Origin of the sequence: Schaalia sp. ORNL0103, from assembly GCF_019429565.1 — a bacterium.
Lineage (GTDB): Bacteria > Actinomycetota > Actinomycetes > Actinomycetales > Actinomycetaceae > Pauljensenia.
Genome location: NZ_JAHXSA010000001.1, coordinates 120898 through 147674, shown reverse-complemented (window position 1 = coordinate 147674; position 26777 = coordinate 120898). Strand labels below are relative to the sequence as shown.

The window sequence follows — 26777 nt, the reverse complement described above, 5'->3', positions numbered from 1 at the left end:
CACCACTGGTGTGGAGGGCGCCGGAGGGACCGGAGGGCACGGGCGGGCTTCGAGGCGCGGCGGTGAACGAAGTGAGGTCGCCTAGCCTCGCGGGCGGCTGGGCCCTCCGGCGCCCGGAACACCAGCGGTGCCACAAGCAACAACACGCAGGAAAAAACGGCGGGCGGGCCGCCGCCCACGGCGCAGCCCGGCCCAGCCGGAAAACGCTAGGAGATCTTCTCCATCGGAGCCATGCGCACGAGCAGGCGTTTCTCGCCCAGGCCGAAGCGGATGCGGGCCACGGTGCGCGGCCCCTCGCCTTCGATGCCGGTGACGGTGCCGGCCCCCAGGGTCGCGTGCTTGATGCGATCGCCGACCTTGAGGGAGAGTACCGGCTTATCCTCGGCGGGCTTGGCCGCAGGAGCGACCCCCATGCGAGTCACCTTGCGCACGCCGGCGGGCTGGGCGGAGGCGCCGCCGCGGCCGGAGCCGAAGGCGCCCGTGTCGGTATCGCCCCATGGGTCGCGCCCCTCGGAGCGACGGGAACGCCCGTAGGAACCCGAGCCGTACGACCCGGACCCGTAGGACCCGCCGTAGGACGCGCGCATGCGCTCCCCCGACGTGGCCGCGCGGCGCACGTCGAGGAGCTCGGCGGGGATGTCGTCGAGGAACCGTGAGGGCGGCATCTCCTGCGGGGTGCCCCAGGCGCTGCGTACGGCCGCGCGCGTCAGGTACAGGCGTTCGCGCGCCCGCGTGATCGCCACGTATGCCAGTCGGCGCTCCTCCTCCAGCTCGCTCTCGTCGCCGAGGCTGCGCTGGTGCGGGAAGGTGCCGTCCTCCATGCCGGTGACGAACACGACCGGAAATTCGAGGCCCTTCGCGGTGTGCACGGTCATGAGGGTGACCTGCCCGCCGCGCTCGCCCTCTGCGGGCACCTGGTCCGAGTCGGCAACGAGGGCGACGCGCTCGAGGAAGTCCGCGAGGGTTCCGCCGGGAGCGTCGGCCGCGAAGGCTCCCGCGACCGAGTGCAGTTCCGCGAGGTTTTCCACGCGCGAGGCGTCCTGCGGGTCCTCGCTGCGGCGTAGCTCCGCCAGGTAGCCGGTGCGGTCCAAGACTTCCTCGAGGATGTCGGCCTGTGATGCGCCTCGAGCCTCCGCGGCGCGCAGGGTTTCGATGAGTCCCCAGAACGCTGCCGCCGACTTCGCGGCGCGCGGGGTGATGCCCAGGACCTCGGGAGCCGTCTCGGCCGAGTTCGCGGCAGGGGACGAGGCCGGGGCCGCAGCCACGCTCTCATCCGCAGCCTCGCGAGCAGCGGGGTTCTCCCCCGCCGCTCCATCCGAGGAAACAGGAGCCGAAGAATCAGCCGAGGCCTCGTCCGGGGACGCGGAACGCGCGAGCGCGTCGACGTCGATCCCCTCGCCCTCACCCGCGGGGCACCCGGCACGCAGCCACAGGTGACGCAGGGCGGCGCCAAACGAGATGCCGTAGTGGGCGGCATGCGCGGCGATCGCCTCTTCGGCCTTCGCTCCGATGCCTCGTTTGGGAACGTTGAGGACGCGGCGGGCCGCGACAGTGTCGTCAGGGTTGGAGATGACCTGCAGGTACGCCAAGGCGTCCTTGATTTCGCGGCGCTCGTAGAAGCGGGTGCCGCCGACGACGCGGTACGGGATGCCCTGGCGCACGAGGAGTTCCTCCAGCGCGCGGGACTGCGCATTCGTGCGGTAGAAGACCGCAATGTCGCCCCACTCGACGCCGGAGTCCGCGAGGCGGTCGATCTCGCCAACGACGAAGCGGGCCTCGTCGTGCTCGGAATCGGCGGCATCCAGCGTAATGAGCGCGCCGTCGCCCGAGGCCGTCCACAGGTTCTTCGCACGGCGCCCCGTGTTGCGGGCAATGACCGCGTTCGCGGCCGACAGGATGTTCTGCGTCGAGCGGTAGTTCTGCTCGAGCAGGATCGTGCGCGCGCCCGTGAAGTCGCGCTCGAACTCCTCGATGTTGCGGATCGTGGCGCCTCGGAAGGCGTAAATCGACTGGTCAGAGTCGCCCACGACCGTCAGTTCGGCGGGCTCCACGCCGTCCTTGCCATCCCCCACGAGGGCGCGCACGAGGACGTACTGCGCGTGGTTCGTGTCCTGGTATTCGTCCACGAGGATGTGGCGGAAGCGCCTATGGTAGTGCTCTGCGATCAGCGGGTTCTCGCGCAGCAGGTCGACCGTGCGCATGATGAGGTCGTCGAAGTCCAGCGCGTTCGAGGCGCGCATGCGCTTGTCGTACTCGACGTAGGCGTCCGCGACGATGCGCGAGACCGGGTCCTTGCCCGCCGTCTCCGCGTAGCGCGCCGGGCCGATCAGCTCGTTCTTCGCGTCCGAAATGCGCGCCGCGACCATCTTTGGCGTGAAGCGCTTAATGTCCACGTCCATAGCCTTGAGGACCATCTGGATGAGGCGCTGGGAATCCTGGGCGTCATAGATCGTGAAGGACGAGGACAACCCTGCCGCCTCGTGTTCGTAGCGCAGCAGGCGCACGCACGCCGAGTGGAAGGTCGACACCCACATGCGACGCGCGTCGTCACCCACGAGGGTGCCCGCGCGCTCCCGCATCTCGGCCGCCGCCTTGTTCGTGAAGGTAATCGCCAGGATCTCGCCAGCCCGCGCGCGGCCCGTGGCCAGCAGGTAGGCGATGCGGTGCGTGAGCACGCGCGTCTTACCAGAGCCCGCGCCTGCCAGAATCAGCAGCGGCGAGCCCGCGTGAGTGACGGCCTCGCGCTGACGATCGTTGAGGCCGCGCGTCAGCGACTCGGGATCCACGCCCGGGCGCGAGGGACGCTCCCAGCCGGACGAAAAACCACCCGAGGACGCGGGAGGCTCCCACGCCGACGGCGCACCCGATGCCCCACCCGGCACGGCGATCTCCGGCCACGCGTCGGAACCCAAGGCATCCTCCACATCAAAGGCGGGCACCTCCGGCGGCACGTAGTCGTCCTGGAAACCCCCGTCGGGGCCGATCAGGAAACCAAGGTCAGGCAAAGAAGTCGAGTCACTCATCGCCTCCAAGGGTAAACCGCCCCACCCTCACCTGCGACCCCCGCCCCGGGTGGCACCAACCACGAAAGGCGGCACACAACGAGGCCGGGGCCTCCCCGCGCTCATACGCGAAGGAAACCCCGGCCTCGTCGAAGCGATTACTTCTTGCGGTACAGCGACTTCGTCGCGTACACCGGCTCAGTCGTCACCTGGATGCCCAGCGAGCGGAAGATGCCCTCGTCCACGGGGCCCAGGATGACCGACTCGTGCACGTCGCAGTCACGCAGCGCGCTCAGCTTGTCCAGGGCGCGGCGCGCGTTGTCGTCGCCGTTGGCGCTGACCGCGAGCGCAATGAGGACCTCGTCGGTGTGCAGGCGCGGGTTGCGCGAGCCCAGGTCGCGGGTCTTGAGACGCTGGATCGGCTCGATCGACTCCGGGGCGAGGAGCTGGACCTCGTCCGGCAGGCCGGCGAGCTTCTTGAGGGCGTTGAGGAGCATCGCCGAGGAGCAGCCCAGCAGCGCCGACGTCTTGCCCGTGACGATCTGGCCATCGGGCAGCTCGATCGCGGCGGCCGGCTCGCCCGTAGCTTCGGCCAGCTCGAGGGCCGGACGCACGACCGGGCGGTCCATGCGGCCCACGCCCACGCGGCTCATCAGCAGGGAGATGCGCGCCGACTGCACGGGCTCGCTCATCTCCTTCTTCTCGGTCACGAGGGCCTTGTAGTAGCGGCGAATGATCTCCTGACGCGAGGCTTCCCTGCAGGCCTCGTCGTCGACGATGCAGTGGCCAGCCATGTTGACGCCCATGTCCGTGGGGCTCTTATACGGGGAGGATCCGAGGATCTTCTCGAAGAGGCGGTTCAGGACCGGGAAGATTTCGACGTCGCGGTTGTAGTTGACCGTCTTGATCCCGTACGCCTCCAGGTGGAAGGGATCAATCATGTTGACGTCATCGAGGTCGGCGGTGGCCGCCTCGTAGGCGATGTTGACCGGGTGATCCAGCGGAATGTTCCAGATCGGGAAGGTCTCCCACTTCGCGTACCCCGACTCGATCCCGCGCTTGTGGTCGTGGTACAGCTGCGACAGGCAGGTCGCCATCTTGCCGGAGCCCGGGCCGGGAGCCGTCACAACGACGAGGTCGCGGCTGGTCTCCACGTACTCGTTGGCGCCGTAGCCCTCGTCCGAGACGATGCGCTCGACGTCCGAGGGGTAGCCGGGGATCGGGAAGTGGCGGTAGACGCGGATGCCGAGCTTCTCGAAGCGTTCCTTCACCTCGGCGGCTGCCTTGTTGTCATCCGTCCACTGGGTGATGACGACGGAACCGACGTACAGGCCACGCTCACGGAACTCGTCGATCTGGCGCAGAACCTCGTCGTCGTAGGTGGTTCCCATGTCTGCGCGGACCTTGCGGCGCGCGAAATCCTTGGCATTAACGGCGACGATGATCTCCACTTCGTCGGCCAGTTCGCGCAGCATACGCACCTTGTTATCGGGCGTAAAACCGGGTAGAACACGCGACGCGTGCATGTCGTCGATCAGCTTGCCACCGAACTCCAAATAGAGCTTGCCGCCGAATTCGCTTCGTCGCTGGGCAATGTGTCGAGACTGCATCTCGACGTACTGATCACTGTCAAAACCGATGCGGTGCATGCATCCTCCGAGGTCGCGGAATTAAAGGGGCCGTCCGTGCGGGGCGGTCAGGCGCTGTCACGCTCTCGGGATTCCATTGTAGGCACGCATGGGCCGTTCGCTCCGGATGGGGCGCGCGAAAGGGGTCCGACCTCACACGATGTGTCGCTGCATCGCCCAACGCGTCAGCTCGTTGCGGTTGGAGAGCTGGAGCTTGCGCAGGACCGAACTCACGTGGGTTTCGACGGTCTTGATGGAGATGAACAGGTCGTGGGCGACTTCCTTGTACGTGTAGCCGCGGGCGATGAGGCGCATGACCTCCTGCTCGCGCGCGGACAGCAGGTCCAGCTCGGTGTCGGTTGTGGACACCTCGCCGGTCCCGAAGGCGTCGAGCACGAAGCCGGCCAGGCGCGGGCTGAAGGCTGCGTCCCCGGCGGCGACGCGACCGATGGCCTCGACGAGGTCGGGGGTGGAGATCGACTTGGTGACGTATCCGCGGGCGCCCGCGCGGATGACCTGAACGACGTCCTCGGCGGCGTCCGAGACGGACAGCGCCAGGAAGTGCAGGCCCTCGATGTCGCGGCACGTGCTGGCCACTTCGGCCCCACCTCCGCCGTTTCCGCCGGGCAGGTGCACGTCGAGGAGGGCAACGTCCGGGGTGAGCGCGCGGCAGGCCGCGATGGCGCCCTCGACGTCGGAGGCGTCGCCGACGACCTCCAGGTCGGCCCCGGAGTTTTCGAGCTCGGCGCGCACGCCTGCGCGAACCATGGGGTGGTCGTCGATGACGAGGATGCGGATGGTCACTGGGTCCTCCCGTTGGGCGCTGTTTCTTCCAGGATATCGGAGCGCGGCACGCTCAGAGCAACTTCGGTTCCGCGGGCGAGACGCCTGATCGTGGCGTTACCCCCGGTCCTGCGCATGCGTCCGACGATGGAGTCGCGCACGCCGTGGCGGTCGGCCGCGATCGAGGCGGGGTCGAAGCCCTCGCCGCTGTCTTTGATGAAGGCCTCCACGGCCTGGGGGCGCACTTCGACGTAGACGGAGACGGGCGGGGCGCCGTGGCGCACGGCGTTTTGGCAGGCCTCGGCGAGGGCCGCGACGAGCGCGAGTTCGCCGGGGCCCGGGCGCATGTCGCCGACGACGACCACGCTGATGGGCACGCCGTAGCGGCTCTCGACGCCCACGACCGCCTCGGTGACGGCGGCGTCCAGGGAGTCGGCGGCCTGCGCGTGGCCCGTGTAAAGCCAGGCGCGCAGCTCGCGCTCCTCAGTGAGGGCGATGGCGCGCACGCGGGCGGGGTCCTCGGCGGATGCGCGAATAAGAGTAAGGGCCTGGAGCACGGAGTCATGCAGGTGGGCGGCGATGTCGGCGCGCTCGGATTCGCGCACGCGCTGCGCCTGGGCCTGGGACAGGTCCTTCGTCGTGCGCAGCCACATGGGGACGAGAGCGAAGAGCACGCCCGCGACCAGGGCAGCACCGATGAGGCCACCGCGCAGCAGAATGATGGGCGGGTTGTCGCGCGAGGCCACCATGACGACGCCGAGGCTGAGCAGCACGATACCGCCGAAGACAGCCCCGATGAAGCGCAACGACCGCCAGGAACTCACGTTTCGACTCTGGCTCCACACGAGCGAGATACCGGAAACGATCGTGATGATCGACCCCATGTCTCGCCAGTCCAGCGTGTTCGTCGCGTTCAGGATCGTGCCGATGATCGCGCCGACGATCAGGGCCACGCCGACGACGATCAAGCGATTGCGCGACACCTGGGCGGCGCGTTCCTCGCGCAGTCGGACGAGGCCGGGGCTGAGCGTGCCCTCCCCGCTTCGCTCCGGGGAATCTTCGGGGACCGTCACCCACAGCCACAGGTAAACGCCGAAGCCGAGACCCACAAAGGTCATGCAGATCATGATGATGCGCACGAGAGCGACCGACACTCCCAGGTGCACGGCCAATCCGGCGCAGACGCCTGCCATCCAGGGGGCCGGCATGTCCGGGCTCGCGGCGGTTGCGCGCACGAGCGGTGGCCTGGCGGGGGGCGCCGGAATGGGTGGAGTCCACCCCGGGTGGGGGGAGTTCACGGGTCTGCTCACGCTCCCATTGTGGCATGCCACGGGGGCTACCCCCGGGGTACCCCCACCACAATCAGGGGTCGTTCAGGGGGTCCCCTACTATCGGGGCACCCCGTCTCTTTGGTTGAGTAGTGGTATCGATCCACGCCGTGTGGATCCCATCGAGAGGAAGTGCATGATGAGTTGGCCGAACGGTACAACAGACCCCGGTGCCCAGTACCAGCAGCGCCCGCCCCGCAACAGCTTCTTTGACGCGGTCCGAGGCTCGGGCTGGTACCGCGCTCAGGACCGAGCAATCGGCGGCGTCTGCTCGGGCATCGCCGCTCACCAGGGCTGGGACCTGTCGCTCGTGCGCGTCCTCATGGTGGTCGCCACGTTCTGCATGCCCGTCGTGGCGATCGCTTACGGACTCGGGTGGCTCCTCCTGCCCGAGGCCGCCGACGGCCGTATCCACTTGGAAGAGACCCTGGAGGGTCGCTTCGACGTTGCAGTGATCGGCGGCGTCTTCATGATCCTTGCGGGCCTGTCCTCGTCGCTGTCCGCGGTGGGCATCGTCGGAGGCCTTGGGCTCGGCTGGATTCAGCTCCTGGCACTCGCCGCTGGCATCACAGCCGTCGTCGTCGTGCTCGTCAGTATCGCCCGCTCCGCTTCGGGCGGCCCCCAGGCCGGCGCGAACCGCGCGACCCCCCAATTCGGCAATCCGCAGTATGGTGCGTCCCAGTACGGCACCCCGCAGTACGGTACGCCCCAGCAGCAGGCATCAGCGGCGGGAGCCTCCGACCCTTTTGGGCACAGCGCCCCGGGCGCTAAGGACACGGACTCCACCATGCCTCAGCAGCAGAACGCGCGGGACCCCGAGGGTTTCCCCGCCTACGGCGTCCCCGCAGGCAGCGCAGCTAGCGCGGGCACCCCGCGCCCCGCTGGCGCCACCTCCGCCGCCCAGGGCACGAACGCCGGGCCGCGCCCGGCCGCCGCTCGCCCCGGCCAGCCCCACCCCGGCTGGACGACTCCGCCTACCGCTCCCCGGCCTCGTCAGTGGACCCCGCGTCCCATGCCGACGCATCGCCCGCGCACCGTCTCCAGTCGCGTGAACCTGGCGATCACGGGCCTGCTGATCCTGGTGGTGGCCGCCGTTTTCGCTGGCATTTACATGGTCGATAAAGGCCCCGCCATCCCCTTCATCACTGGGGAGACCGAGGGGCAAACGATCGCCCGCATCATCACCGTTGGTGGCGGCGTGTGCCTGCTCATCGTCGGGTTCTCCCTGGCGATCGCCGCCCTGCGCGATCGCAGCGCCGGCTGGCTCACTACCCTGTCGGTCATCGGCATGGTGATGGCACTCCCCACAGGCCTCGTTGGCTCCCAGGCATCTCACCCAACCGATTTCCTCATCAACACTCACGTGGGTGCCATCGGCAACCAGACGACGCTCGACTGGACGGTCGACGAGGTTAGCGGAGGCAACCCGACCAGCGCGACCACGCTCGACCTGACCGGCGCGCCCGTCGGCACAACCAAGACGATTACGGTCGACTGGCGGGCCTGGAGCCGACTCACCATTCAGATGGCTGAGGGCCAGCCCGTGCAGATCATCTGCCAGTCCAGCATCGACGACCTCACCACGAACATGGACGGCAACGGATGGGCCGAGCCGTTGAACAACTGCTCCGGCGTGACCGTCTCCTCCCCCGCCTGGGGAAAGCCCTCGCTCGGCGGTATCACGATCCTTATCACCGACGACGCGGACATCGACACGCTGACGATCGTGCAGTCCCCCGACGCCTCAGGCACCTGGGGTTCCACGCCGGCAGCTCCCTCCGCCACGCCCTCGGCGACTCCGAGCGCGACCCCTAGCGCAACGCCCACCCCGTCCCCTACCCCCACCGGCTCCCAGTCGGGCAACTGAGGAAGGACCACAACCATGACCACCTCGAACGACGACCAGACCACCCAGCTGCCCGAATTCGACGAGACGACGCCGCTGCCGACGACTCCCGCCCCTTCCGTTGGCCAGGATGCGACCATCGAGATGCCGACCTCTTCGCCGGATCTCTCCTCGGACCCACTCGCAATCTTCCGCGATGCCCCGACGACGCAGATGCCTGCCGATCCCTTTCGGGCAGACGCTGGCGCTGAGAGCCAGGCGGGCGCATCGAGCGCTCAGGGCTCACAGGCACAGGCTGGCACTCCCGCTGGCTCTGTAGGCACGGGCGGACGCACGGCCTTCGATCCGGCCTCCACGGGTGAGTCGACTTCTCGGGGGTACGAGGCCGGGGCAGCCGCCGGCGCTCAGGAGCCCTTGGGGGCATCCGCTGCGGGCGCTCACGCCACGTGGAGTGCACCGACCGTCCCCGTCGATGTACGCACGATGCCCGAGGCCCCCCGCAGGGGCGTGCGCGTCGGTTCGTTCGTGTGGGCTCTCCTGGTGTGTATGGTGGGCGCTTTCCTGATCGCCGAGGCCTACATCACGAACCTCAATCTGCCGATCCTCGGGATCAGCGCGATCGCGATCCTCGGCGTCATCCTGATCCTCACCGCGCTCTTCTCGGGTCGATCCACCAAGACACCGAAGCAGGGCGCAGGCACACCAGCCACCCCCAACCCAGCCGACGCAATCCGCAGGGACTGACGCGCCGTACAACACACGCACAAACGGGGTGGGCCCGGGAACCGATTGGTTCCCGGGCCCACCCCGTTGCTTGTCAGAAGCGTCGAATCAGAGCAGATCCAGCATCGCCGGAGCCACCAGCTTCAGGACGTTCTCACGGCCTTCCTTCGCGCTGGGGGCATCCACCGCGAAAGCCGCCATCTGCTGGCAGGTCGCCAGGTCATGCATGCGCAGGGCGGCGCGCACGGCGTTGACCTTCGACGGAGCCATCGAGAGGGAGGCGACACCCAGGCCTGTGAGGACCAGGGCCAGCAGCGGATCGCCACCGGCCTCGCCACACACGCCGATCGGCTTGCCCGTCGCACGACCGCCGTTGCAGGCGTGGCGGATCATCTCGAGGACCGCGGGCTGCCACGGATCCAGGAGGGGTGCCAGGTTACCGTCCAGACGGTCGGCAGCCATCGTGTACTGCGTCAGGTCGTTCGTGCCGATGGAGGCGAAGTCCACGATCGACAGGAGCTGCTCGGCGCGCAGGGCGGCCGCGGGCACCTCGATCATGATGCCGACCTTGGGCAGGCCGTAGCCGCGCGCCTTGTCGGCGAACCACTTAGCTTCGTCAGCAGTCGAGACCATGGGGGCCATGACCCACAGCTCCGCGCCCGTCGCCTTGTGGGCAGCGGCCAGAGCCTGCAGCTGCGTGTCGATGAGGTCCTCCCGCACCTGGCACAGGCGCAGGCCGCGCACACCCAGGGCGGGGTTCTCTTCGGCACCCAGATCCGCGAAGCTCAGCGGCTTGTCGGCGCCCGCATCGAGGGTACGCACGACGACGCGACGGTCACCGAAGGCCTGCAGGACCTTCGTGTAGGTGTCGGTCTGCTCCTCCAGCGTCGGGGCCTCCGAACGCTCCAGGAACAGGAACTCCGTGCGGAACAGGCCCGACCCCTCGAGGTCAAACTTCGAGGCCTTCATAGCGTCGTCAACCGTGCCGATGTTGGCCAGGAGCTTGACGGGGTAGCCGTCGTAGGTCGCACCCTTGCCGGTCGAGCCGGCCAGCGCGAGCGCGCGGCGACGCGAGCGTTCCTTGAGCAGGTCCACCTCGTCATCGGTGGGGGCGACGATGACCTCGCCGACACCACCGTCGAGGGCCAGCATCGTGCCTTCCTCGACAGCCATGATGCCCTCGGCCTTGACGATCGCCGGGATGCCCAGCTGGGCGGCCAGGATCGCCGTGTGCGAGGTGGGGCCGCCGACCTCGGTGATGATGCCGAGGACAGTCTCGGGGTTCAGCGTCGCGGTCTCGGCAGGTGCCAGGTCGCGCGCCACGAGGACGACGGGGCCGTCGAACGCCGGCACGCCGGGTTCGGGCAGGCCGCGCAGCTCGCAGATCGCGCGGTCGCGCACGTCGTACAGGTCGGTCGCACGCTCGGCCATGTAGCCACCCAGGCTACGCAGCATCTGCGCATAGTCCTCGACGGCGTCATGGACGGCCTGGGTGACACCGAGGCCCTTCTTCAGCTTCTTATCAACGGCCTTGGCCAGGCCACGGTCACCCGCAAGCTGGGCGGTGGCCTTGAGGATCGCCTTCGTCTCCTCCGGCGCGTTCGCAGCGCGGTCGCTCAGACGAGCGGAAACAGCTGCGAGCGCCTCACGGACGCGCGCGCCGTCGGCGGCAGCATCGACGCTGCCCGGCTCGGTCGTGTCGACACCGGGGGCGGGTTGGACGATCGCGGCGGGAGCTGCAGCGGTACCGGCGGAGACGCCGATGCCGTGCAGGACGTCGTGCGTCGCCATCAGCTCACTCCTGGTCGAGGTCGCGCGAGAGCAGCTCGACGAGCGAGTCGAGCACCGCGCCCGCGGAATCATCCTCGGTGGACAGGGTGACGACGTCGCCGTGCTTGGCGCCCAGAGTCATGATTTCGAGGAGCGACGCGGCGTCCGCCTCCTCGCCATCGAAAGCGATGGTGACCTCGACGCCGGAGTCGTCAACGGCCTCGGCGAGGACGGAAGCGGGACGTGCGTGGAGGCCAACGGAGGAACCAATTGCAACGGTGCGGGAAATCATGGTCGTTCCTTTCAAATGCGGGTATGTCCATCGTGAGACACAGGTGCCCGTACGGCCCATGGTATCGGGCTTAGATACCCACGCAAAACCCGATATCACAGACAGTGACATGGGATACATCACCCCCATAAATGCCGAAAAACCATGCAATGACAGACTTCTCCGCCGACCGGGACGATGCCACTACGCAGCACTCAGCCCAGGCCTCGCCGATGTGACGATCGACCGCCTCCCACCCCACCAACTACAATGGAGAAGTACCGAGGGAAGGACAGGAGAGCGCGCATGAGTTCACGCGAACCCACGCTGGCCGATGTTGCCGAGCTGGCCGGAGTGAGCCTGACGACCGTGTCGCGCGTGCTCAACAACCGCGGTTACCTCTCGGAGAAGACAAAGAAGAACGTCGCCGACGCGATCGAGACGCTCGGCTACCGCCCAAACTCGCTGGCTCGTGCCCTGCATGGCAAGCGCACGCAGACGGTTGGTCTCATCGTTCCAGCCGTGTCCCTCCCCTTCTTCGGCGAGCTGGCCGTCGAGGTCGAAAATGCCCTCGCCGACGCCGGCTACCGAATCCTTATCTGTAATTCCATGGGCCGGGCGGACCGTGAGCGCGAGTACCTCTCGCTGCTCGTGGGAAACCGCGTGGACGGCATCATTTCAGGCGCCCACAACGAGGGCCTGGGCGAGTACGACACGATCCGCATGCCCCTGGTGACGATCGACCGCGAGCTGAGCCCGTCGATCCCGAACGTGCGCTGCGCGAATGAGGAGGCGGGTGCCATGGCGACGCGCGCGCTCATTGAGGGCGGCTGCCGCCATCCCCTGCTGCTTACCTCCCGTTCGGGTCCGCGTAATCTGCGCGAGGCCGGCTACCGCGCCGAGATCGAGCGCGCTAGCCTCACCCCTCGCGTGGTCACCGTGCCGTTCGATACGCCGACACCCCAGCGTTTCGCGATGGTGCGCGACGCCCTGGACGAGGCCCGCGCCGAAGCCCCCGTCGACGGGGTTTTCGCGACCGACGATCTGGCGGCCGCCGAGGTTCTCGAGTGGGCGCGCACGCGCAACCTGTCGGTCCCCGCTGACCTGTCCATCATCGGTTTTGACGGCACGGAGACGATGCGCCGCGCCCTCCCCCACTTAGCGACGATCCGCCAGCCCATCGAGGACATCGCCCGGGCTGCGGTGTCGATCCTCCTCGATCAGATCGAGGGCAAGGCTCCGCGTTCGTCGTCCGACGAGGCCGGGGCTCCCCATGCTCAGACGGTCGAGTTCTCGGGCACGCTGATCCAGGGGCGCTCGATCAACGCCTGAGCACGTCACGCGCCGCGAGGCTGCCACCATTTACCGCTGCCCTAGGTTGTTGTCGCGCCCGATACCACCGGCACGACAGACGGGTGGGCGGCACCAGCACAGCGCTGATGCCGCCCACCCGTTATGTCAGGAGTGACTCCCGGAAGGCTCAGGCTTCCTTGGGGGCCACGTCGAGCAGCGCGTCGCCGCGCTGGATCTCGCCGCTGGCGACCGGGGTGACCGCGCCGAGCTTCTTCTTGTTCGTCACGACGACGGGCGTGATGGTCTCGTAGCCGGCCTCGCGGATCACGTCGAGGTCTACCTCGGCGAGGACGTCGCCGCGGCGCACGACGTCGCCCTTGGCAACGCGGGGCGTGAAGCCCTTGCCGTCCAGCTTGACGGTGTCCATGCCCACGTGGATGAGGACCTGGACGCCGGAGGCGGACTTGAGGCCGTAGGCGTGGCCGGTCGGGAAGGCGACGGTCACGGTGCCATCGAAGGGCGCGACGACGAGGCCGTCGGCGGGCTCGATGCCAATGCCGGGGCCGAGCATGCCCTTCGCGAAGGACTCGTCCTTGACCTGCTCGAGCGGAACCACGGTGCCTGCGAGAGGCGAGGCGACGGAGAGGTCAGCCAGTGCCTCGGCGCTGAAGGACGGGGCCGGGGCGGCAGCCGGGGCGGCCGCGGGAGCCGGAGCGGCGGGGGTCGCCACGGCGGCGGCCACGGGAGCGGCATCCTTGGCGGCGGGCGCGCGGCCCTCCATGTCGGCCTTGCCACGCGTCATGGCGTAGCCGAAAGTGAAGCCGAAGGACAGAACGAAGACGAGGACCTCGAGGGCCAGGTACGCGGGGATCGACTCCGGCTTGATCGACACGAAGCCGACGAAGCCGGCGGCGCCGAGGGCCTGACCGCGCACGTTCAGCAGGGCGACGCCCGCGGAGCCGATGGCAGCAGCTGCCATGGCGCAGAAGAAGGGCCAGCGCAGGCGCAGGTTGACACCGAAGATGGCGGGCTCGGTGATGCCGAAGACGGCGGAGGCGCCACCGGCACCGGCCAGGCCCTTGAGCTTGGCGTCGCGGGTCTTAAAGAAGACGGCCAGGGCGGCCGCGCCCTGCGCGACGTTCGCCATGGAGGCGACGGGGAAGATGAAGTCGCCGTCGCCGCCGTTGACGGGCAGGAGCGGGATTTCGATGGCGGGGAAGGACTGGTGCAGGCCGGTCACAACGATCGGGCTGTAGACGAGGCCGAAGAGAAGACCACCGACAACGCCGAGGGTCGAGTAGGTCCAGTTAATACCCCAGGTCAGGTACTCGGCGGCCACGCGGGTAACGGGGCCGATGATCGTGAAGGCCAGGAAGCCGGTGACCAGCATCGTGATGAGCGGGGTGAGCAGGAAGTCTGCGGTGCCCTTGAGGACCTTGTGCAAGCTCTTCTCGATGAGGCACATGACGTAGGTGACGGCCAGGGTGGGGATAACCTGCGCCTGGTAGCCGATCTTGGCGACGTCCATGCCGAAGATGTGCCAGTAGCTAACCTGTGCCTCACCGGCGAGTGCCGCACCTGTGTTCCAGGCGTTGAGCAGGTCGGAGGAAACCATGGCCGCGCCGATCGCAGCGCCAAGGTAGACGTTGCCACCGAAACGCTTGGCGGCGGAGAAGCCGACGAGGACCGGCAGCGAGGCGAAGGCCGCGGAGGAAACCATGTTGATGAGGGCTGCGTAGTCCGCGATGCCCGGGTACATCTGGGTCAGCGACTGCTCGCCGAAGAGGCCCTCAGCGGTCATGACGTTGTTGATGGCCATCATCAGACCGCCGGCGACCAGCGCCGGGAGGATCGGGACGAAGATGTCGGCGATCATCTTGATGAAGCGCGAGAAGAGGTTGCCGCCCTTTTCGGCTTCTTCCTTGGCCTCATCCTTGGAGACCTCGCGCACGCCGTGGTTTGCGACCATCTTGGCGTAGACCTGGTCAACATCGCCGGGACCGACGATGATCTGGAACATGCCGCCGGCGGCGAATGTGCCCTTCAGATCTTCGTTGTCATCGAGGGCCTGCTGGTTGATCTTGGACTCATCCGCGATCACCAGGCGGAGACGGGTTGCGCAGTGTGCTGCTGCGCTGATGTTGGATGCGCCGCCGACTGCTTCGACGACCTCTCCTGCCACCTTGGCGTGATCCATTGCCGACCACATTCCTTTCTCAAAACCCCACGCGCAACGCCATTGTTACGCCGCGCTGGGCGGTGTGTAGCAATCGATTGACATACTACGGGTGACAGAGTCCTCAATGCAAGGCGCGTCGGACATCGTCTCAGGTCGGAACATGAGAGACCGCACACATACGACGAGGCCGTGGCCACTGTGAGCAGCCACGGCCTCGCGCACGGGTCGTTTAGTCGGCGCGCGCGGCGCTCACGGCGCTCACGGAGGCGGCGCCCACGAGCGTCACTCCTGCGCCCTCACCGTTCAGGAAGCTGCGGGTCGTGAAGACACGCGAGCCGTCACCCAGGTAGATCTCGGTGATCGAGCGGTCATGGAGGATCTCGACGCGGCTGGCCTCCCCCGGCTCCAGGGTGACGACGCGGCGGCCACCATGGGGGTAGCGCGTACCCGTCAGGTCAACGGTCAGACGCCCCTCGTCAAGGGTGATCGACAGGCCGGACTCCTCGCCGATGCGCACGGACAGGGCCCCCTCATAGGAAGCATCGAAGGCAAGCCTCCACGAGCGTGAGCCAGCGAGCTCCACAACGCGCGCCCCGGCCTCGTCCCCGGGAGCACCCTCGAGTGTGGCGGGCGCCAGGGGCAGGCCCGGAAGGAACGGTCGGGCGATGACGCGACCCCCGCGCAGGGTGAGGGCGCGCGGGGCGGTGAAGCAGTGCACCCAGCCGCCCGTCTCGATCGATGGCTGGTCGTCCTCGCCCGCATTGCCCGCCCAGCCGAACAGAAGGGTCGGTGCCCCCGGGTCCGAGGACGCGGAGCGCGCCATGATCTGGGGAGCATAGAACTCGGTGCCGCGGTCGAGCTCTTCGAAGGAGCCGTCCGCGCCCCGGAACTCGGTGCTCATGAGCTCGCCGACGATGGCGACGCACGGGAAGACATTCTCGAATCCCTCGCGCTCGGGCGAAATTCCCTGCGGGCAGAAAATCAACACGTCGTGGGCCTCACCCGAATCCTCATCGACGAGGCGCACCAGGTTGGGGCACTCCCACATGTAGCCGAACGCGTCGAAGGCGCCACCGGCGTCGGGGAAGGTCATCTCGCCCTCGCACTCCCACGCACGCAGGTCCGTGGAGCGGTAGAGCAGGGCCGCGCCCGTGAGGTTCTCGCGCTGGACGCCGAGCAGCATCCGGTAGGATCCGTCCGCGTCGCGCCACACCTGCGGGTCGCGGAAGTGGGCGGTATACCCCTCCGGCTGGCGGCCGATAATCGGAGGCACCTGCTTGTTGAAGTGGACCATGTCTGTCGTAGTGACGACGCACTGGGTGGCCTCGCGCTCCCCCGTGTCGGGGTCCTTGTAGTTGCCGGTGTACCACAGCTCGACGTGGTCACCGACCTCGATGGCCGTGCCCGAGTAGGCGCCGTTCGCGTCCTGGTGGGTGTCGGGCAGGATCGCAGGGGCGTGGTAGTCCCAGCGGGTCAGGTCCGTCGAGGTGGCGTGGCCCCAGTAGACGAGGCGGCGCGGGTGCTCGGGGGTGTACTGGAAGAAGGCGTGGTAGGTCCCATCGATCTCAATGAGGCCGTTCGGGTCGTTCAGTCGGCCCACCGGGGGTGCGACGTGAAAGAGCGGGTAGTCGGGATCTTGCGGGGCGCGCGACGAGGCCTCGGCAGTGAGGGCGGACGCGAGAAAATCTTCGGCCATGACCTCACGGTAACACCCCGAGACAGACGAGCGCGCGGGCGGGACACATCCGTCCCGCCCGCGCGCTGTCAAACGTACGCCACACTCATCGCAAGTGGCGTCATGCCAGGGAAAACCCCAGATCAGGCACCCGTCACATCGTCGGGGTGAGCGTCCGCGTAGCGGGCAAGCTCCTCCTCGACAATGGACTCATCCAGCTTCACGAACACCGGCGTAGGCTTGGCGATCGGGGTACCAACCGTGATCGGGTGGCGCTCCCAGGTCGGGACGTTCGTGTAGTCGCCCGTGATGATCGGGTAGCCGTCGCGGCCCTCGAAGTCGGCGGGCAGGACCTGCGGGTCGAGCTCGGCGACCTCCTCGATGTAGGGCATCGGCGCGATCTCGCCGGTGCCGCCCATGACGCGGTCGATGTCGTTGGCCGCGTGGGGCAGGAACGGGGAGAGCATGAGGTTGAGGTCCGTGACCGCCTGGGCCAGGGTCCACAGGACCGTCGCGAGGCGCTCCTGCTGCTCGGGGGCCTTCAGCTTGAAGGGCTCGGTGTCGGTCACGTACTTGTTGGCCTCGCCGACCAGGCGCATGGCCTCAGACAGCGCCGCCTTCTGGCGGTGGTGGCGAATCAGGTTGCCGACGGTCTCAAAACCGGCCTCGACGGCATCCAGGAGGGCGCGGTCGATGTCCTCGAGCTCACCGGGGGTGGGGATCTCGCCGAACTTCTTGGCGATCATGGAGGCGGTGCGGTTGACCAGGTTGCCCCAGCCGGCGACGAGCTCGCCGTTGGTGCGGCGCACGAACTCAGCCCACGTGAAGTCGGAGTCCGAGGTCTCGGGGCCGGCGGCGCTGATGAAGTAGCGCAGAGCGTCGGCCTGGTAACGCGAGAGGAAATCGCGCACGTAGATGACGATGCCGTGCGAGGAGGAGAACTTCTTGCCCTCCATCGTGAGGAACTCGGAGGAGACGACCTCGGTGGGCAGGTTGAGGACGCCCAGGTCGCCGGGAGCTCCACCCTTCGCGCCCTGGCCGTTGTAGCCGAGCAGCTCGGCGGGCCAGATCTGGGAGTGGAAGACGATGTTGTCCTTGCCCATGAAGTAGTAGGACAGGGCCTCGGGGTCGTTCCACCACTTGCGCCAGGCCTCGGGGTCGCCGGTGCGGCGCGCCCACTCGATGGAGGCGCTCAGGTAGCCGATGACGGCGTCGAACCACACGTAGAGGCGCTTGGTGGGCTGGTCTTCCCAGCCGGGGACCGGGATACCCCAGTCGATGTCGCGCGTCATGGCGCGGGGGCGGATGTCCTCGAGGAAGTTCTGGGAGAACTTGATGACGTTGGGACGCCAGGTGCCGGACTTCTCGCGCTCGTCGAGCCAGGCGGACAGGGCCTCGGCCAGGGCGGGCAGGTCGAGGAAGTAGTGGGTGGACTCCACGAAGTTGGGGGTCTCGCCGTTAATGCGCGAGCGCGGGTTGATGAGCTCGGTCGGGTCCATCTGGTTGCCGCAGTTATCGCACTGGTCGCCGCGCGCTCCTTCGGCGCCGCAGATCGGGCAGGTGCCCTCGATGTAGCGGTCGGGCAGGGTGCGGCCGGTGGACGGGGAGATGGCGGCGCGCGTGACCTGCTCGATCATGTAGCCGTTGTCGCGCACGGTGGCGAACATGTCCTGGACGACACGGTAGTGGTTGCCGGCGGTCGTGCGAGTGAAGAGGTCGTAGGACAGGCCCAGGGCCACGAGGTCCTCGACGATGAGGCGGTTGTTCTGGTCTGCGAGTTCGCGGGCGCTCACGCCGGCGCCGTCGGCGGCCACCAGGATGGGGGTGCCGTGTTCATCGGTGCCGGACACCATGAGGACGTCGTGGCCGGCCATTCGCATGTACCGGGAGAAAACGTCGGAGGGGACACCGAATCCCGCAACGTGGCCAATATGACGGGGGCCGTTGGCGTAGGGCCATGCGACGGCGGACAGAATACGACTCATAGCCCCTAACAATACTGCGTTGGTGTCATAAACGGGCAACCGGCCGCATATCGAGGAATTGAAACAGCCCTTGGGCGAGTGTGACCCGGGTGATACGCTTGGGGAAATTACTGATTTATCAGGGAGGTTTCATGGCCCGCGCACTCATTATCGTCGACGTTCAGCCCACGTTCTGCGAAGGTGGTGCTCTCCCCGTGACGGGCGGTAACGCCATCGCCGAGGCCGTGGCCGCCTACGTGGACGCGCACCGCGACGAGTACCAGCTGATCGTCACGACGCAGGATTGGCACATCGATCCGGGCGCTCACTTCTCCGAGACGCCGGATTTCGTGGACACCTGGCCCCCGCACGGCGTCGCGGGCACGGCCGAGGCCGAGCTGCACCCTGCTCTCGCGCACGTGAACGCGGACGTGACGATTAAGAAAGGCCAGTACAAGGCCGCCTACTCGGGCTTCGAGGGAACGACCGAGGAGGGCGAGACGCTGGAGCAGGTCCTGCGCAACGCTGGCATCACGGACGTGGACGTCGTGGGCCTCGCCGAGTCGCACTGCGTCGCATGCACGGCGGTCGACGCCGCTCGCGCGGACTTCAAGACGCGTGTCCTGCGTGAGCTGACCGCGCCCGTGACCGAGGAGCTGGGCGCGTCGGCCCGCCAGTGGATGACGTCGGAGCACGTCGAGATCGTCTAAGGCTCCCCGGCCTCGTTTTTAACGCGCGGCGAGAGCGGCCTTGTAGAGGTCGTTCTTGCGCGCGCCCGTCGCCGCAGCCACCTCAGCTGCGGCGTCTTTGAGGCGCATGCCTTCCGCCGCGAGCGCGAGGACGGCACCGACGTGGTCTTCGGCGCGTGCGCTTCGCGCGTATCCGGCGACAACGATCGTCACCTCGCCGAGGACGTCGTCGGCACCTTCCGCGAGCTGCCCGAGCGTACCGCGGCGCACCTCCTCGTAGTCCTTCGTGAGCTCGCGGCACAGCGCGGCGGAGCGGTCGGCGCCAAAGACCTCGGCCATGCGTGTCAGCGTGGCGGCTGCGCGCCGGGGCGATTCGAAGAAGATGAGCGTGTGCGGGTCGGTCGCGAGGTCCTGCAGGTAGCGCGTGGCATCCCCATCCTTGCGCGGTAGGAATCCCTCGAAGGCGAAGCGGTCCGACGGCAGGCCGGACAGGGCGAGGGCCACGAGCGGCGCGGAGGGACCGGGCAGAACGGACAGAGGAACGCCCGCGTCGATGGCGGCACGAGCCAGCCGGAAGCCAGGGTCAGAGACCGTGGGCATACCCGCGTCGGACACGAAGACGACGCGCGCCCCTCCCCTAGCGGCCTCGACGATGCCCGCGGCCTTCTCGGCCTCGTTGTGGTCGTGCAGGGCGACGAGGCGGCCACCCAGCTTGATGCCTAGGCGCGAGGCCAGGGCGAGCGCGCGGCGCGTGTCCTCGGCGGCGACAATGTCCGCTCCTTGAAGCGCGGCGACGACGCGGGGCGAGGCGTCACGCACGTCCCCGATCGGGGTGGCGGCTAGCAGGATGGTCCCCGCCTCCTGGCGGTAGGGTTCCTGCGCGCGAGCGTCCTTGGACGTCGAGGCAGCCTCGGGGGCGTTGGTCGTGTCGGTCGCTGCTTCCATGCCCGTATCGTCTCACTGGTTTCCTGCGCGTGCACGGCGCGTCCGCCTCGCGCCCGCCACCCATTGGGGGACGCGCGAGGCGAGGACGCACGCGGCGCACAGGAGCGCGATGGTTCCGCCTGCGCTCAGGCGCGCGGGGACGGCAATGGCGAGGCCGGAGATCCCCAGGAGCGCGCCCAGCAGCGGGCAGCCGATGAGGAAGGCGCGAGAGCTGCGCACGAGAGGCGCGAGCGCGGCGGCCGGCGCGGCAATGAGCGCGATCGACAGGATCGTGCCGACTGCGGGGATCGCCACGGTGACCGAGGCGAGGATGAGGCCGAGGATGACGAGCTCGTGACGCCCGGCGCGCGAGGCGGCGGCGGGGTTGGCGGGGTCGAAACAGTGGGCGATCAGGTGGCGCCCACCCAACGTCACGACAAGCAGAGCGACCACGAGCACTCCACCCGCCCAGGCGACGTCGGCGGGCGAGACCGTCATGACGGAGCCTGTCAGGAAGGAGTTGACCGCGAGGGGCAGGGGCTTGAACCAGGTCGCCAGGAAGTAACCGGAAGCAAAACCGGCGGTCAGCACGATGCCGGCTGCGCCTTGGCTGGAGATACCCGGGATCGTGGCGAGCCTGCGCATGAGGGCGACGAGCGGGATGGTCCCCAGGAACGCTCCAACGTAGAGCGCTGCCGACATGCCCGAGTGCCCCAGTCCGAGGGCTGCGGCGATGACCACGCCGAGGACCGCGCCCGGGAACGTCCCGTGCGTGACGGATTCGGCGAAGAAGATGCGTCGGTCCAGATAGGCGAAGGCGCCGACGAGGCCGCCCAGGGCCCCGATGATCGTCACGTGGAGCGCGGGGTACAGGAGAAGGCTAGCGATCACGAGGCCTGCCCTCCCCCGGCGTTCACGGTCGTTTCACGCGACGTTTCACACGCGGTGGTGACCGTGGGTGCGCGGCGGGCGCGGATCTCGCGGATGACACACGCGGCAGCGAAGCAGACGAGGACGCCCATGGCGACGCACGCCTGCGGGGACAGTGGGCGCGCGGTGCGCAGGAGGGAGACGCCAAATCCGGCCCATCCCCCGACGAGCGCGCAGGTGGCGGCCAGGAGCATCATCGAGCGTGGTCCCGCCGCGAGGAGGCGTCCGAAGGCTCCGGGCACGATGAGGTATCCGACGACGAGGAGGACCCCAACGGCCGTCGACGCCGCGACCACGATCGCGCCGAGCGCCGCGTTGAAAGCGATGTCGATCCAGGTGACCGGGATGCCGCTGACGCGCGCGGCCTCACGGTCGAAGGCCACCGCGACCTGTGCGCGCCAGGTGAGGGTGAGCAGGGCGGCTGCGACCACGAGGGCGAGGGCGCTCGTTGCCATGCGCGACGGGGTGATATCCAGGAGACGGCCGAACATGAGGGATTCGAGCTGCCCGGACATGTCGCCGATGCGCAGGGAGATCACGATGCCGAGGGAGAAGAAGGCGGTGAGCAGGACTGCGGTCGTCGCCTCGGAGTGACGCTGTTTGCGAGAGGCCACGGTGAGCGCTGCCGCAATAAGAGCCGCGCACACTGCGCCGCCCGGGATGATCGCTTCGCGCCCGCCGACCGCCATGCCAACGACGATGCCGGGAAAGACGCCGTGGACCATCGTTTCGGCGCTGAATTCGGCGCGGCGCAGGTTGACCAGCGTCGAGGCTGGTCCCACCGCGAGCGCGAGCAGGCCGAGGACGATGAGAGGGCGCAGCAGGTAGGGGGCGATCATGACAGGGCCGCAATCGCCTCGTCGGCGCTCGATCCGTAGGCGCGCGCCAAGACCGCGGGCGCGAGGGCCTCGTCGGTGGATCCCAGGGCGACGAGGCGGGAGGCGAGCACGCACGCCTGGGAGCACACGTCGCGCGCAAGCGACAGGTCGTGCGTGGACACGATGACGCCGACACCGTCAGCGGTCAGGTCGGCGATGAGGCCCGTGATGATGTCGCGGCTGGGAGCGTCCAGGCCGTTGAAGGGTTCGTCCATCATGACCAGCTCGGGGCGCGCAACGAGGGCGCGCGCGACGAGGACACGCTGGCGCTGCCCGCCGCTGAGCGTCCCGAAGCGCCTGCTTGCCCGGTCGCTGAGGTTCACCCGCTCGAGGGCGGCGCTCACCCGCGCGCGCATGTCGGCGCTGATGCGCTTGCCCCAGCCGGCTTCGGCGATGAGCCCCATGGTGACGACCTCGGCCGCGCTCACGGGGAAGGTGAGGTCCAGGTCTGCGCTTTGCGGCACGAGGCCAATGCGCGTTGCGTCCACTTCTACGGTCCCGGACAGGATCGAGCAGCCGCCGACGATACCTCGCATGAGGGTGGTCTTGCCGCCGCCGTTGGGGCCAACAAGGGCGAGGGCCTGGCCCCCGAACACGTCGAGGGTCAGGCCGGTCAGCGCGGGGGTATTCCCATACCCCAGCGCCGCGTCGTGAAAGGAGACGAGTCTGCCCATCACTGGTCCTTCAGGCGCTCGGGCAGGTCCGGGACGGTGCCGCCCCACGCCTGCGTCACGGCGCGCACGTTGTGGATGATCGAGCCGACGTAGGTGGCTCCCTCGGACCCGTCGGGGCCCAGCGAGTCGCCGTACATGGCGTCCTCGCCCACGATGGGGGTCACGCCGGCAGCGCGGGCGATCGCCTCGATGGACTTGGAGTTGTTGGAGTTTTCCGCGAAGAGCGCGACCGCGCCGGATTCCTTGACGGCCGCGACGGCCTTGGCGATGTGGTCGGCGGTGGCGTCCTGCTGCTCGTTGAAGTCGGACAGGGCCGCACCGATGAAGCGGATCCCGTAGTCCCTCGAGAAGTAGCCAAAGGCGTCGTGGGAGGTAAAGAGCACGCGCTGCCCCTCCGGCACGGTCTTGATGGCCTCGGCGGTCCACTGATCGAGCGCGTCGATCTCCTCCAGGTACGAGGCCGTGGCCGCGTTGATCGACGAGGCGGCGTCGGGTGCCGCAGCCGCGAGGCCCGCGCCGAGGTTAGCGACCTGGACGCGAGCGCCCTTCGGCGACGTCCACACGTGCGGGTCGAAGCGGAACTCGGGTTCCTCGCCCGCTTCCTCCGGCGGGAACGGCCACGGGGCGACGTCCACGCGCTCACTTCCGCGATCAATCGTGTAGGGGCCCTCGGGGTCCGGGGTACCCGGGTTGTCGATGTCTGCAGCTGTCAGGACGCCCGAGGTGACAACCATGCGTCCCTTGAAGCCGGAGGAGACGACAGCGTCGTCGAGGAAGTGCTCGAGGTCCACGCCGGAGACCGCCATGACGTCGGCTTGTGCGAGTGCCGAGGTCTGCGCGGGGGTCATCTCGTGCTCGTGCGCGGATGCGTTGGGGGCGAGCAGGCAGGTGAGGCTCATGGCGAGGGCGGCACCATCTTTCTGCGCGCCGACGTGGCTGCTCTTTCCGGCAGCGTCAGTCTTGTCGAGGGAAATGTCGGCGGATTTCGCGGCGATCTGGGTGACGTAGTCGCAGATCTGCGTGGTCGTGGCAACGACCGCGAGGCCGTGGTCCGAGGAGGAGGGCGAGCAGGCGGCCAGCGAGGCGGTCGCCAGGGCCAGCCCAGCGGCGGCTGCTACGCCGCGCGTCGTCGAGGAAAACATTATTGCTCCTGTGCAGTTTTCGGGTACACGAAATTATAGCCACAAGCGAGAACAATTCTCAAGACGGTCAAGCTGAACATTCTCTCCAAGCACGAGAGCGAACGTGCGCCGTACTCCTTTCAGCGCGATAGGGCCGCTAGACTCGGATGCGATGGATACTGCGAACGCACACAACGACACGATCGACGAGACCGCGGACCTCCTCGAGCAGGAGGCGGCAAGCGAAGAGATCGCCAGCGACCTCCTCGAGCAGGAGGCGGCAAGCGAAGAGATCGCCAGCGACCTCCCCGAGCGCGAGCCGGCGACCGACGACGAGGCCCCCGAGCAGCCAGCCAAGGCCTCGTCCACTCCCCCGACCGACGGATGGGCGCAGCGCCTGTCGACGCCCGCAGCGGGGTGGGTAGCGACAGCGATTGCGACGCTCGTCGCCGCTCTCATTCGACTGCCCGGACTGGGCAACGTCCGCACGCTCATCTTCGACGAGACCTACTACGTGAAGGACGCCTGGTCACTCCTCGCCCTCGGATATGAGGGAACGTGGGCGAAGGATGTCGACACCGCGTTCGCCAATGGGGACACCTCCGGCCTGTCCGCGGTGGGCGGCTATCCCGTTCATCCGCCGACGGGCAAGTGGCTGATCGCGATGGGCATGAAGTTCTTCGGCCAGTCGGATCCGGTGGGGTGGCGCATCGCGGCGGCGATCTGCGGCGTCATCACCGTATTCCTTCTGTGCCGCCTCGCGCAGAACCTGTTCCGCTCCCCCGCCATCACCCTCCTCGCAGGCCTGTTCCTGGCGACGGACGGCATGGCGATTGTCATGAGCCGCACGTCCATCCTCGACGGATTCCTGGCGATGTTTGCGCTGGCCGCATTCCTGTGCGTCGTGAAGGATCAGCACATGGCACAGCCCGCACTCATCGCCAAGCTGGCGGCATGGGATGGACTGGGCGAGCCGAGGCAGGGGTGGCGCCCCGCCTGGGAGCACCTCACACTGCGCGATCGCCGCCCGTTCGCGATCGGCCCCAATGCGGGAAACCGCCCGTGGCTCTTCGCGGCCGGCATCTGCACCGGGCTCGCCTGCTCCGTCAAGTGGTCCGGCATTTACGTGCTCGCCTTCCTCGGGCTGTTCGTCGCGCTGCGCGAGGTAACGTGCCGCTGGCGAGCGGGACATCCGACGCCGATCCGCGGAGCACTCCTCGCAGACGTGTGGTGGGCATTCGTCCTCATGGTTCCGACCGCGATTCTCACGTACGTGGCTTCCTGGTTCAGCTGGTTCACACACTCCTCCGCTCACGGGCACGGCCGTTCCGGCATTGCGGGATTCGCCGGACAGCTGGCCGACCTGTGGCTCTACCACAAGGAGATGTGGACATTCCACAACGGACTGAACACGCCCCACAAGTACCAGTCCAACCCATTCACATGGCTCGCACAGGTGCGCGCAACCTCCTTTTACTGGAACAACGGCGAGGCCGTGATGGGCTGCCGATCGGGCAAGTGCGCGAGCGACGTCGTCGCCCTCGGCAATCCCCTCCTATGGTGGGTGGGCATCGGTGCCCTGTTACTCGTCCTTGTCGCCACGTTCTACTACCGCAATTGGCGCGTGGGCATCATTGCCCTCGGATATATCGCCCTGTACGTCCCGTGGCTCGCTTATGCGCATCGCACAATCTTCATTTTCTACACCGTCGCATTTGCGCCTTTCGTCGCCTTGGCGGTCGCATGGATGGTTGGGCTCCTCGCGGGGTGGGTGACGATGGACGGATCGCCCACACCCGCGCCAGCCTCCCGTCGCACACAGGTCACGGGGTGGGCCACTGCAACGCTCGTGACGATCGCGATCCTCGGCTGCGCCATCTACTTCATGCCGCTGTGGCGCGGGGACGTCGTAGACTACGACTTCTGGCGCGCCCACATGTGGCTGCAGAGCTGGATCTGACGATCCACAAAGACCCCAACGGGTACGGGTGTGGCCCGGCAGTGTCCTGCCGGGCCACACCCATACTCTGAACGGCCCCTTCGAAGAGCCCCCGGCGCTCAACAACGGTCGAAAGACGACTCACAGCGAGCACCATCACACACCGGCGCCACAATCACTCGAAAACCGCTCAGAATCGCACCTCACGCCAGCGACGCGAGCAGTTCGCGGATCTGGACGCCGAGCTCCTCGGAGGGCGCGAAAACGCCATCCTGGAAGTCGGAGCCGAGGTTGATGCCAACCTGCTGCTCACGCACGTCGGCGCCGAAGGTCGACAGGATCTCACGCAGGTGCTCAAGCGGCTTGACCGCGCCGTACCAGGAGTAGCCGACCAGACCAACGGCCGTCTCCTTCAGCGTGGCCGGGGGCAGGTAGTCGATCGCGTTCTTCAGTGCGGCAGGCACGGAGTGGTTATACTCAGGCGTCACGAACAGGACGGCGTCGTTTGCCTCAACGTTTGTGCGGAGACGAACGGCCTCGGGAAGCTCAGGAGCCTGCATCGACGGCGGCATCTCCTCGGCGAAGAGAGGGAGGTTGTAGTCACGCAGATCGAAAAACACGGTCTGCACGCCCTCGACCTGACGAGCCTGGTCCTCGATCCAGCGAACAACCTGTTCACCGGCGCGACCGGGACGAACGGAACCAAGAATGATGGCAACGGAAGCCACGACGTTTCCTTTCGAAAGCTTATTGAAACATCAACTACTATAGATCGCGAAAAAGGTAGGCACAAGGACAATCGATATCGTTTAGGACACAAGTCCCATGGTGCCGCAGCGTAGCGATCCCTCTGGTGAGGGAGCAAAAGCCACGGGCAACAGACTTTGCGGATAATACGCGAAGGGCCTCATCCGTTTGGATGAGGCCCTTCGACTTGAAGTGTGTTGTGGCGGTGTCCTACTCTCCCACAACCTGGCGGTTGCAGTACCATTGGCGCTGCCGGGCTTAGCTTCCAGGTTCGGAATGGAGGCTGGGCGTTTCCCCGGTGCTATGACCACCACAAGTCTTGGTGTTCAACACTGTTCCCCCGCCGTGGTTTGGTGGGGGTGTGGGTTGATCGTGGTTTGTATAGTGGTTGCGGCTGTTTTGCTGGTGTCTTT

Annotated in this window: 20 protein-coding genes and 1 rRNA gene; 5 read left to right on the top strand and 16 right to left on the bottom strand. The window is 67.7% G+C overall.

The genetic code is table 11. From position 1 onward, the window contains the following. Nucleotides 1-206 precede the first annotated feature (206 nt). The 4 genes from JJJ16_RS00710 to JJJ16_RS00695 all read right to left on the bottom strand — a co-directional run bounded on the left by JJJ16_RS00710 (nucleotide 207) and on the right by JJJ16_RS00695 (nucleotide 6621). Nucleotides 207-3023, bottom strand: a complete 2817-nt coding sequence (locus JJJ16_RS00710) for a UvrD-helicase domain-containing protein (RefSeq protein ID WP_219750985.1) — start codon at nucleotides 3021-3023, stop codon at nucleotides 207-209. A 137-nt stretch (nucleotides 3024-3160) separates the two neighbouring features. Next, nucleotides 3161-4651, bottom strand: coding sequence for a DUF1846 domain-containing protein (locus JJJ16_RS00705; protein ID WP_070835963.1), 1491 nt, complete (start codon nucleotides 4649-4651; stop codon nucleotides 3161-3163). 132 nt (nucleotides 4652-4783) lie between these two features. Further along, nucleotides 4784-5434, bottom strand: coding sequence for a LuxR C-terminal-related transcriptional regulator (locus JJJ16_RS00700; RefSeq protein WP_034465697.1), 651 nt, complete (start codon nucleotides 5432-5434; stop codon nucleotides 4784-4786). Further along, nucleotides 5431-6621 carry an ATP-binding protein gene (locus JJJ16_RS00695; RefSeq protein ID WP_219751927.1) on the bottom strand — a complete coding sequence of 397 codons (1191 nt, stop codon included), beginning with the start codon at nucleotides 6619-6621 and terminating at the stop codon, nucleotides 5431-5433. Before JJJ16_RS00695 ends, JJJ16_RS00700 begins: the two co-directional genes overlap by 4 nt. 256 nt (nucleotides 6622-6877) lie before the next feature. On the opposite strand from JJJ16_RS00695, the gene JJJ16_RS00690 reads away from it, so the two are divergent. Both JJJ16_RS00690 and JJJ16_RS00685 read left to right on the top strand, forming a co-directional pair. Next, nucleotides 6878-8608, top strand: coding sequence for a PspC domain-containing protein (locus tag JJJ16_RS00690; protein ID WP_219750984.1), 1731 nt, complete (start codon nucleotides 6878-6880; stop codon nucleotides 8606-8608). A gap of 15 nt (nucleotides 8609-8623) precedes the next feature. Next, a complete protein-coding gene (locus tag JJJ16_RS00685; protein ID WP_219750983.1) occupies nucleotides 8624-9331 on the top strand; it encodes a hypothetical protein in 708 nt (235 codons plus the stop codon). An 87-nt stretch (nucleotides 9332-9418) separates the two neighbouring features. Here the strand turns inward: JJJ16_RS00685 and ptsP are convergent, their stop codons facing one another. Together ptsP and JJJ16_RS00675 are read right to left on the bottom strand one after the other, a co-directional pair. Further along, nucleotides 9419-11101, bottom strand: coding sequence for a phosphoenolpyruvate--protein phosphotransferase (gene ptsP / locus JJJ16_RS00680; protein ID WP_219750982.1), 1683 nt, complete (start codon nucleotides 11099-11101; stop codon nucleotides 9419-9421). A gap of 4 nt (nucleotides 11102-11105) precedes the next feature. Next, the gene (locus JJJ16_RS00675) at nucleotides 11106-11372 is read right to left on the bottom strand and encodes an HPr family phosphocarrier protein (RefSeq protein WP_003793915.1); all 267 of its coding nucleotides are present in this window, start codon (nucleotides 11370-11372) and stop codon (nucleotides 11106-11108) included. Between the two features lie 285 nt (nucleotides 11373-11657). On the opposite strand from JJJ16_RS00675, the gene JJJ16_RS00670 reads away from it, so the two are divergent. Continuing rightward, a complete protein-coding gene (locus tag JJJ16_RS00670; RefSeq protein ID WP_219750981.1) occupies nucleotides 11658-12683 on the top strand; it encodes a LacI family DNA-binding transcriptional regulator in 1026 nt (341 codons plus the stop codon). 148 nt (nucleotides 12684-12831) lie between these two features. On the opposite strand, the gene JJJ16_RS00665 is transcribed toward JJJ16_RS00670, so the two are convergent. From JJJ16_RS00665 to metG, 3 genes are all read right to left on the bottom strand, one after another. Beyond that, nucleotides 12832-14841: a sucrose-specific PTS transporter subunit IIBC gene (locus JJJ16_RS00665; RefSeq protein ID WP_219750980.1), complete on the bottom strand. Its 2010-nt coding sequence runs from the start codon at nucleotides 14839-14841 to the stop codon at nucleotides 12832-12834. A 211-nt stretch (nucleotides 14842-15052) separates the two neighbouring features. After that, nucleotides 15053-16519 (bottom strand): glycoside hydrolase family 32 protein, encoded by a 1467-nt coding sequence (locus tag JJJ16_RS00660; protein ID WP_219750979.1) that lies wholly within the window; start codon nucleotides 16517-16519, stop codon nucleotides 15053-15055. Between the two features lie 122 nt (nucleotides 16520-16641). After that, nucleotides 16642-18483, bottom strand: a complete 1842-nt coding sequence (gene metG, locus JJJ16_RS00655; RefSeq protein WP_219750978.1) for a methionine--tRNA ligase — start codon at nucleotides 18481-18483, stop codon at nucleotides 16642-16644. A gap of 131 nt (nucleotides 18484-18614) precedes the next feature. On the opposite strand from metG, the gene JJJ16_RS00650 reads away from it, so the two are divergent. After that, entirely contained in the window at nucleotides 18615-19172 is a 558-nt protein-coding gene (locus JJJ16_RS00650) for an isochorismatase family protein (protein WP_060566448.1), read from the top strand. A gap of 18 nt (nucleotides 19173-19190) precedes the next feature. Here the strand turns inward: JJJ16_RS00650 and rsmI are convergent, their stop codons facing one another. From rsmI to JJJ16_RS00625, 5 genes are read right to left on the bottom strand one after another with little or no spacing between them, the layout of a single operon-like run. Next, nucleotides 19191-20096, bottom strand: coding sequence for a 16S rRNA (cytidine(1402)-2'-O)-methyltransferase (gene rsmI, locus JJJ16_RS00645; protein ID WP_060566447.1), 906 nt, complete (start codon nucleotides 20094-20096; stop codon nucleotides 19191-19193). 12 nt (nucleotides 20097-20108) lie between these two features. Further along, nucleotides 20109-20966, bottom strand: coding sequence for a metal ABC transporter permease (locus tag JJJ16_RS00640; protein WP_219750977.1), 858 nt, complete (start codon nucleotides 20964-20966; stop codon nucleotides 20109-20111). Further along, the gene (locus tag JJJ16_RS00635) at nucleotides 20963-21844 is read right to left on the bottom strand and encodes a metal ABC transporter permease (protein ID WP_219750976.1); all 882 of its coding nucleotides are present in this window, start codon (nucleotides 21842-21844) and stop codon (nucleotides 20963-20965) included. The genes JJJ16_RS00640 and JJJ16_RS00635 overlap by 4 nt, the downstream gene beginning before the upstream one ends. Then, nucleotides 21841-22557 carry a metal ABC transporter ATP-binding protein gene (locus tag JJJ16_RS00630; protein ID WP_219750975.1) on the bottom strand — a complete coding sequence of 239 codons (717 nt, stop codon included), beginning with the start codon at nucleotides 22555-22557 and terminating at the stop codon, nucleotides 21841-21843. The genes JJJ16_RS00635 and JJJ16_RS00630 overlap by 4 nt, the downstream gene beginning before the upstream one ends. Continuing rightward, nucleotides 22557-23699 carry a metal ABC transporter substrate-binding protein gene (locus JJJ16_RS00625; RefSeq protein WP_219750974.1) on the bottom strand — a complete coding sequence of 381 codons (1143 nt, stop codon included), beginning with the start codon at nucleotides 23697-23699 and terminating at the stop codon, nucleotides 22557-22559. The genes JJJ16_RS00630 and JJJ16_RS00625 overlap by 1 nt, the downstream gene beginning before the upstream one ends. A gap of 151 nt (nucleotides 23700-23850) precedes the next feature. Between JJJ16_RS00625 and JJJ16_RS00620 the strand changes: the two genes are divergently transcribed. Beyond that, on the top strand, nucleotides 23851-25638 hold the full coding sequence (locus JJJ16_RS00620) for a dolichyl-phosphate-mannose--protein mannosyltransferase (protein ID WP_219750973.1): 1788 nt from the start codon (nucleotides 23851-23853) through the stop codon (nucleotides 25636-25638). A 182-nt stretch (nucleotides 25639-25820) separates the two neighbouring features. On the opposite strand, the gene JJJ16_RS00615 is transcribed toward JJJ16_RS00620, so the two are convergent. Further along, nucleotides 25821-26345, bottom strand: coding sequence for an NADPH-dependent FMN reductase (locus tag JJJ16_RS00615; protein ID WP_219750972.1), 525 nt, complete (start codon nucleotides 26343-26345; stop codon nucleotides 25821-25823). A 216-nt stretch (nucleotides 26346-26561) separates the two neighbouring features. After that, nucleotides 26562-26679: ribosomal RNA gene (rrf, locus tag JJJ16_RS00610) — 5S ribosomal RNA — on the bottom strand. Nucleotides 26680-26777 lie beyond the last annotated feature (98 nt).

Excerpts from the sequence above, each read along its gene's own strand:
- JJJ16_RS00665 (WP_219750980.1), bottom strand. The coding sequence starts at position 14,841 with ATGGATCACGCCAAGGTGGCAGGAGAGGTCGTCGAAGCAGTCGGCGGC.
- JJJ16_RS00710 (WP_219750985.1), bottom strand. The coding sequence starts at position 3,023 with ATGAGTGACTCGACTTCTTTGCCTGACCTTGGTTTCCTGATCGGCCCC.
- JJJ16_RS00685 (WP_219750983.1), top strand. The coding sequence starts at position 8,624 with ATGACCACCTCGAACGACGACCAGACCACCCAGCTGCCCGAATTCGAC.
- metG (WP_219750978.1), bottom strand. The coding sequence starts at position 18,483 with ATGAGTCGTATTCTGTCCGCCGTCGCATGGCCCTACGCCAACGGCCCC.
- JJJ16_RS00695 (WP_219751927.1), bottom strand. The coding sequence starts at position 6,621 with ATGCCGGCCCCCTGGATGGCAGGCGTCTGCGCCGGATTGGCCGTGCAC.
- JJJ16_RS00705 (WP_070835963.1), bottom strand. The coding sequence starts at position 4,651 with ATGCACCGCATCGGTTTTGACAGTGATCAGTACGTCGAGATGCAGTCT.
- JJJ16_RS00670 (WP_219750981.1), top strand. The coding sequence starts at position 11,658 with ATGAGTTCACGCGAACCCACGCTGGCCGATGTTGCCGAGCTGGCCGGA.
- JJJ16_RS00625 (WP_219750974.1), bottom strand. The coding sequence starts at position 23,699 with ATGTTTTCCTCGACGACGCGCGGCGTAGCAGCCGCCGCTGGGCTGGCC.
- JJJ16_RS00650 (WP_060566448.1), top strand. The coding sequence starts at position 18,615 with ATGGCCCGCGCACTCATTATCGTCGACGTTCAGCCCACGTTCTGCGAA.
- JJJ16_RS00675 (WP_003793915.1), bottom strand. The coding sequence starts at position 11,372 with ATGATTTCCCGCACCGTTGCAATTGGTTCCTCCGTTGGCCTCCACGCA.
- JJJ16_RS00660 (WP_219750979.1), bottom strand. The coding sequence starts at position 16,519 with ATGGCCGAAGATTTTCTCGCGTCCGCCCTCACTGCCGAGGCCTCGTCG.
- JJJ16_RS00635 (WP_219750976.1), bottom strand. The coding sequence starts at position 21,844 with ATGATCGCCCCCTACCTGCTGCGCCCTCTCATCGTCCTCGGCCTGCTC.
- JJJ16_RS00630 (WP_219750975.1), bottom strand. The coding sequence starts at position 22,557 with ATGGGCAGACTCGTCTCCTTTCACGACGCGGCGCTGGGGTATGGGAAT.
- JJJ16_RS00690 (WP_219750984.1), top strand. The coding sequence starts at position 6,878 with ATGATGAGTTGGCCGAACGGTACAACAGACCCCGGTGCCCAGTACCAG.
- JJJ16_RS00620 (WP_219750973.1), top strand. The coding sequence starts at position 23,851 with ATGGATACTGCGAACGCACACAACGACACGATCGACGAGACCGCGGAC.
- rsmI (WP_060566447.1), bottom strand. The coding sequence starts at position 20,096 with ATGGAAGCAGCGACCGACACGACCAACGCCCCCGAGGCTGCCTCGACG.
- ptsP (WP_219750982.1), bottom strand. The coding sequence starts at position 11,101 with ATGGCGACGCACGACGTCCTGCACGGCATCGGCGTCTCCGCCGGTACC.